We start from the raw sequence: 5,110 nt of genomic DNA on the forward strand, positions 1-5,110 counted from the left end.
GCCAGGCATGCCTTCCTCGTATAGTCCGCCCCCTCCGGCCACACCCCCGCTTCCGGTCGGTCAGCCTTCCCCGCCCCTCCGCGATATCGCGCCAACGCCTCGGTCGTCGGCCACCCCGATGAGCAGGCTCGGCCTCGAGCCACCGCAGAAGTCCTCCCTGGTTTCCGTGGAGGTCGGTTCCGATCGGCTGCCCATAGGCATCAGCTTGGGTCGCAGTTGGAAGAATACGTTCGACCCGCCGCAGTATGGTCAGTCGATTGTGGACGGCTATCGCTACGGGCTCTATCTCTTGGCTGCTCGCATGGTCGAGTCCGGAACGCTGCCGCCATCGACGGTGCCGTCGTTGCGCGATGCTGCCCCGTTGTTGCTGAAAACCCGTACCATCGACGAGTTCCGAGAACTATACGATCATCTATTTCTCGAAAATCCGATCACGGTTCATGGCCCGGGGCGTACTGCGGACGGTCGGCCCGCGCTGACAGTCACGGCAACAGATTCCAAGCTGATCTCGATCAGTATCGATCCGCGCTGGGCGGAGGGAATTGATGTCGATTTCATCGCCCAAGACGTTCTCGAATGCTGTCAGCAAATACGATCGAAGAAACCTCAGCCGGTGAAAGATGTCCACCTGGATCGAGAATCGGATAGTGCGGTGGCCTCGCGGATCGTGGAGCACGAGAATTATCTATTGCAGTATGGCTAGGGGCCCCTGTGCAATTGATATTGAATAACCCGAGCCTTGCCCTGCCCGGTCGATCGGACGTATCCAGTGCAGAAGTGAACGAGGCGGGTCGTCTCGCGTCCCATCGGCAATTTGGGCACTTGGACGACGTGGCCCGCTTGCCCCTGAGGGATGTGCGCCGGTCTGTGAACAAGTAGATCAAATTATACGAATGGATGTTTGATTCCTATGGGCGAATTGACGGAAACGAGCCTAGCGCAGATCAGGGATGACTTCTCCAAAAAGGTGGAGGAAGTCAAGAAGACGCCCGATAAAATCAACGACGCTGTCGACGATTTGAAGTATTACGCACCCCTGGTGTACTTGAAGGTGAGTCAAGTCAGGGATGATATCCAAGATAAGCTCGCTGAACTGTTCGAGCAGCTCAAAAAAGCCGTTGAGGGCATGTTTGCCCCCTGGCTATTCTTGGATTACGCGGCCAAGTGGCAAGTCATAGGCTCTCAGGTTCGCTCATGTAATGGCATGCAAGGTAGCCGTGATTACAACATGGAGGGGCGATGGGATGGGAGCGCCTACAAGTCTTTCAAGACGACAAAGGAAAGTCAGCAGGCGGCCATGACCTCCATAGAGAATATGTGCAACACTATTCACGATAAACTCATTACGGTGGCGGAGGAAGGGCAGAATCTTTACTACAACATAACCAATAAACTGGCAACGATAATCGCTCAGGTCGCAACGTTCGCCACGGAGACGTCGGCCACAGGCGGCGCAGCCGCGATCTGGACCATCAATAATTTGAATGGCGCTATTGTGGCAGCCGTAGAACTCGTCGTTCAGGCACTCACCGACTTCGTGAAGGTCGAGAGCAAGGTGTACGTCGCCAGTCAGGATCTCAAGAACCTTGTCAGAGCGCCGAGCGGGTTCGATGTTGCCAAATCAGGCAAAGTGACTTGGCCCAGCAGTGCAAGCGATCAGTTCGATAACAAAGATGATGATTGGAAACAGGACGGAGCGGCCTGATGTACGGACAGCCGTCGCGGGTCGGCGATGATCCCTCTGTGGTGTATGCCAAATCAGCGCGAGGTCTTGGTCATCTCTATTCGGCTCCGAAGATCATAGCTGTTGTGGCGGGTGTATTCGCTTTGGCAGCGTGTGGCACCGGAGAATCTGTTACGCCAACTGCGGAGTCGAGTTCGCCAGTTGTAGCGACATCGAGCACGGTAGCATGCACCAGCACAAGAACCCATGAGCCGCGGAACTCGGACGAGAAATACTTGACGGCGGAGATTGCGAAAATACAATTTCCTGCGGGCACCTGCTTGTTCATGGTGAACACGGGCAAAGCACTCGACAAACCGGACACATTACACGTCACTGTCCACCTCGACGTGGCGGCCTCGACAAGGCCGGACGATCTACGTCCGGCCGCTACGGATATCGCGCACCTTCTCAAGAAAACTGAAGTCGGGCAGCGTATATCGGTCGTGGACATCAACAACTGGGGCACCGCGAAGCCGAAGTACCGAACACTTCTGACGGATGAAAACTTCCAAGAACACCCGTGGAACGGCACGCCATCCGAGGAGGCCGAGATGGCGATCTGGAAGATTGTGGATCCATAATACGGTGGATGGCGATCGACCACGTCGGAATATGTATTGAAACTGATAGTTGCGGAGTGATTGTCGATGGTTAGAGAACTTAAGGTAGACGTCGATCTTCTCGAGACGGTTTCCAAGGTTTGGCTGAATGATGTAGCGCCGGAGTTGGGGAAGACAGCTGCAAATATCGACGAGTTGAAATACACGGTCGTGCAATTCGGGATCCTCTTCGCCGGTATGTGGCACGAATACACACAAGCGGCCGACTTCATTCAGAATCGCCTGAACGAGGCCAAGCCGGTGGCTGAGCAGATCGGGAACGCGCTGCATACCGCTGCTACCAGCTTCGGGCTGCAACAGGAACAGCAAGTTCAGGAGACAGAGAAACTGAAGGAGGCCGTCGACAATCCCGGAAATTAGTCCGTATCTTTCGAGGTAGCTATCCAGCTGAGGTCGCTGCGCTACTTCAACCCCGACCGCACGAACGCATTCACGATGTGCCGTTGCAACAACAGATACATCAACAGAACCGGCAGGCAGGCCAGACTGGCCAGAGCCATCATCGGCCCCCACTGATCACCTTCGGTGCCCATGAAACTGCGCAAGCCCAGCTGAAGCACGCTGTTGGATTGGCGGAGAACGACTGCGGGCCAGAAGTATTCGTTCCAGGCGTTGATGAACAGCAGGATGGCCAGGGCGGCGAGGGCGGGGCGGAGGTTGGGGACGACTACGGTCCACAGGATGGACCAGGAGGAGCGGCCGTCGATCTTGGCGGCGGCGACGAGTTCCTTGGGGAAGCTGGCCATGTGCTGACGCAGTAGCAATACCGCCAGTGCCGAGCACAGGGTCGGCAGGACCACGCCGATTAGCGAGTTGACCAGTCCGAGCCGGGTGAGCAGCACGTAGTTCGGCAGCATCGTCACCTGGAACGGAACCAGCCAGGTGCCGACGAACGCGAGGTACAAGATCCGCTGGAACGGGAAGGTGTACATCGCGAACGCGTAGGAGGCGAGCAGCGCCACCAGCAGCTGTCCGGCCGCGGACAGTGCCGCCACGAAGAAGGTGTTGCCGATCAAGCCGACTACGTCGACCTTTTCGGCGGCATCGGTGTAGTTGGCGAAGGAGATCGGCCAGGGGAAGGGCGAGAGTGAGGTGACATCCTCGGGCCGCCGCAGCGAGGTGGCGAAAAGCCAATAGATCGGGAAAATGCACACCACGGCGGTGACCGCGAGCAGCAGATGGCTGCTCGCGGTCCGCAGACGGTCAATCATCATGGAAGGCAACCCTTTCCGAGATCCACACCAGAATCCCGGCGATCACACCGAATCCGGCGAACAGCAGCACACCGGCCGCCGCGCTGAGTCCGGCATCGAAGCTGTGGAAGGCGTAGTCCCACAGCAGGTAATAGATATTGGTGGTGGCCTGTGCGGGCCCGCCCTGTGTCATCGAGTCGATGAGCGGGAAGGTCAATGTGGGACTGAGCAGCACGGTGGTCAGCACCAGGAACAGCAGCGTGGGGGAGAGCAGCGGCAGGGTGATCCAGCGCCGGATCTGTCCCGAACTCGCGCCGTCCACCTGCGCGGCCTCGTCGTAGTCGCCGCTGATACCGGCCAATCCCGCCCACACCACCAGCACCGCGAAACCGAGCAGCTGCCAGCCGGTGATCCCGATGATGACGGCGTGCGCGGTACCCGCGTCGTACACCCAGTTGCGATTCGAGCCGAGCACCTGGTCGACGAAGCCGCTGCCGGGATGCAGCAGCCACCGCCAAACCGCCGCAGCCGCAACAGGAGCCACCAGGAACGGCACGAATATGAAGGCGTGATAGATGGTCCGGCCCTGCACCCGCCTACTGGCCAAGGCAATCAACACCGGCAGCACAACGGTGAACGGAAGCATGCCCAGAATCAGCACTCCCGTCCGCCCGACCGAATCCCAGAATGCCGGAAGTTCCATCAGCCGTTCGTAATTGCCGATGCCGACCGGCTTCATCGGCGAGGTCGGCAGGAGATTCCACGAGTACGTCGACAACTCGAACGCCTGCACCAGTGGCCGATAGATCCACACCACCAACAGGAACAGCGCGGGCGCGAGATAAAGGTAGGGCACCACGAACCGCCCCGCCCGGCGGAACCGGGCGAGGCGGCGGGTCTGCGGCACCGGCACGATATCCGGTGCCGCAGTGGGTATTTCGACTACGAACATCTACCTGGCCTCGGCGGCCAGTGCGGCCAACTGCTCGAGCACATCCGATTCGGCCCGGTCGTAGACGGTTTCGGCGGGCGTCGCCTCGATCGCGGTGGCCACCAATGTCGTACCGAGCAGATCGATCCGGCTGTAACCGAATCCGGCCAGGCCGCGGTGCCGCCCGGTCGGTGCGATCGTATCGATTCGGTATGCCAGCGCGGGCCCGATCCACACCGGAATGCCGCCGAGCGCGGCCGCGCCCGTGAGGTGGTTGTGCCCGCAGATGATCAGTCGCACATCCGATCCCGCAAGCACTTCCTCGAGCAACTCCGGCTGTTCGAGCCGCAGATATTCGGTCGCCGCGACCGGCGACGGAATCGGCGGATGGTGCAGCACCAGCAGTGTGCCGTGCGGTGCGGGTTCGCGCAGCTGATCGGTCAGCCAATCCAGCTGTTCGGGCTCGAGCCGCCCGTCGTGCCTGCGCGGTGTGCTGCTGTCGAGCGCGATGATCCGGAGTCCGGCGATGTCGAAGACCTGGTCATGGGTGACGTCCGGGTCGACCGAATCCAGACCGAGCAACTCGATGCCGAACGCGGTGCGCTCGTCGTGATTGCCCATCGTGTACACCGTCTGCGCA

General features: G+C 59.6%; 7 protein-coding genes. 4 read left to right on the forward strand and 3 right to left on the reverse strand.

Going from position 1 to position 5,110, the window contains the following annotated elements:
• The first annotated feature begins 118 nt into the window (after positions 1–118).
• The 4 genes from NP3_RS13205 to NP3_RS13220 all read left to right on the forward strand — a co-directional run bounded on the left by NP3_RS13205 (position 119) and on the right by NP3_RS13220 (position 2,706).
• Positions 119–703, forward strand: coding sequence for a hypothetical protein (locus NP3_RS13205; protein WP_063041106.1), 585 nt, complete (start codon positions 119–121; stop codon positions 701–703).
• A 207-nt stretch (positions 704–910) separates the two neighbouring features.
• Positions 911–1,705, forward strand: a complete 795-nt coding sequence (locus tag NP3_RS13210) for a hypothetical protein (protein ID WP_063041108.1) — start codon at positions 911–913, stop codon at positions 1,703–1,705.
• 254 nt (positions 1,706–1,959) lie between these two features.
• Positions 1,960–2,307: a hypothetical protein gene (locus NP3_RS13215; protein WP_157124289.1), complete on the forward strand. Its 348-nt coding sequence runs from the start codon at positions 1,960–1,962 to the stop codon at positions 2,305–2,307.
• Between the two features lie 66 nt (positions 2,308–2,373).
• Positions 2,374–2,706, forward strand: coding sequence for a hypothetical protein (locus tag NP3_RS13220; protein ID WP_157124290.1), 333 nt, complete (start codon positions 2,374–2,376; stop codon positions 2,704–2,706).
• Between the two features lie 41 nt (positions 2,707–2,747).
• Here the strand turns inward: NP3_RS13220 and NP3_RS13225 are convergent, their stop codons facing one another.
• The 3 genes from NP3_RS13225 to NP3_RS13235 form a co-directional block, all read right to left on the reverse strand.
• Complete coding sequence (locus NP3_RS13225; RefSeq protein WP_063041114.1) at positions 2,748–3,560, reverse strand: carbohydrate ABC transporter permease; 813 nt, start codon at positions 3,558–3,560, stop codon at positions 2,748–2,750.
• On the reverse strand, positions 3,550–4,491 hold the full coding sequence (locus NP3_RS13230) for a carbohydrate ABC transporter permease (RefSeq protein WP_063041116.1): 942 nt from the start codon (positions 4,489–4,491) through the stop codon (positions 3,550–3,552). Before NP3_RS13230 ends, NP3_RS13225 begins: the two co-directional genes overlap by 11 nt.
• The coding region (locus NP3_RS13235) for a metallophosphoesterase family protein (protein WP_063041118.1) at positions 4,492–5,110 on the reverse strand (619 nt) is incomplete at its 5' end.

The organism is Nocardia pseudovaccinii NBRC 100343, assembly GCF_001613225.1.
In the GTDB taxonomy this organism is placed as follows: Bacteria; Actinomycetota; Actinomycetes; order Mycobacteriales; family Mycobacteriaceae; genus Nocardia; species Nocardia pseudovaccinii.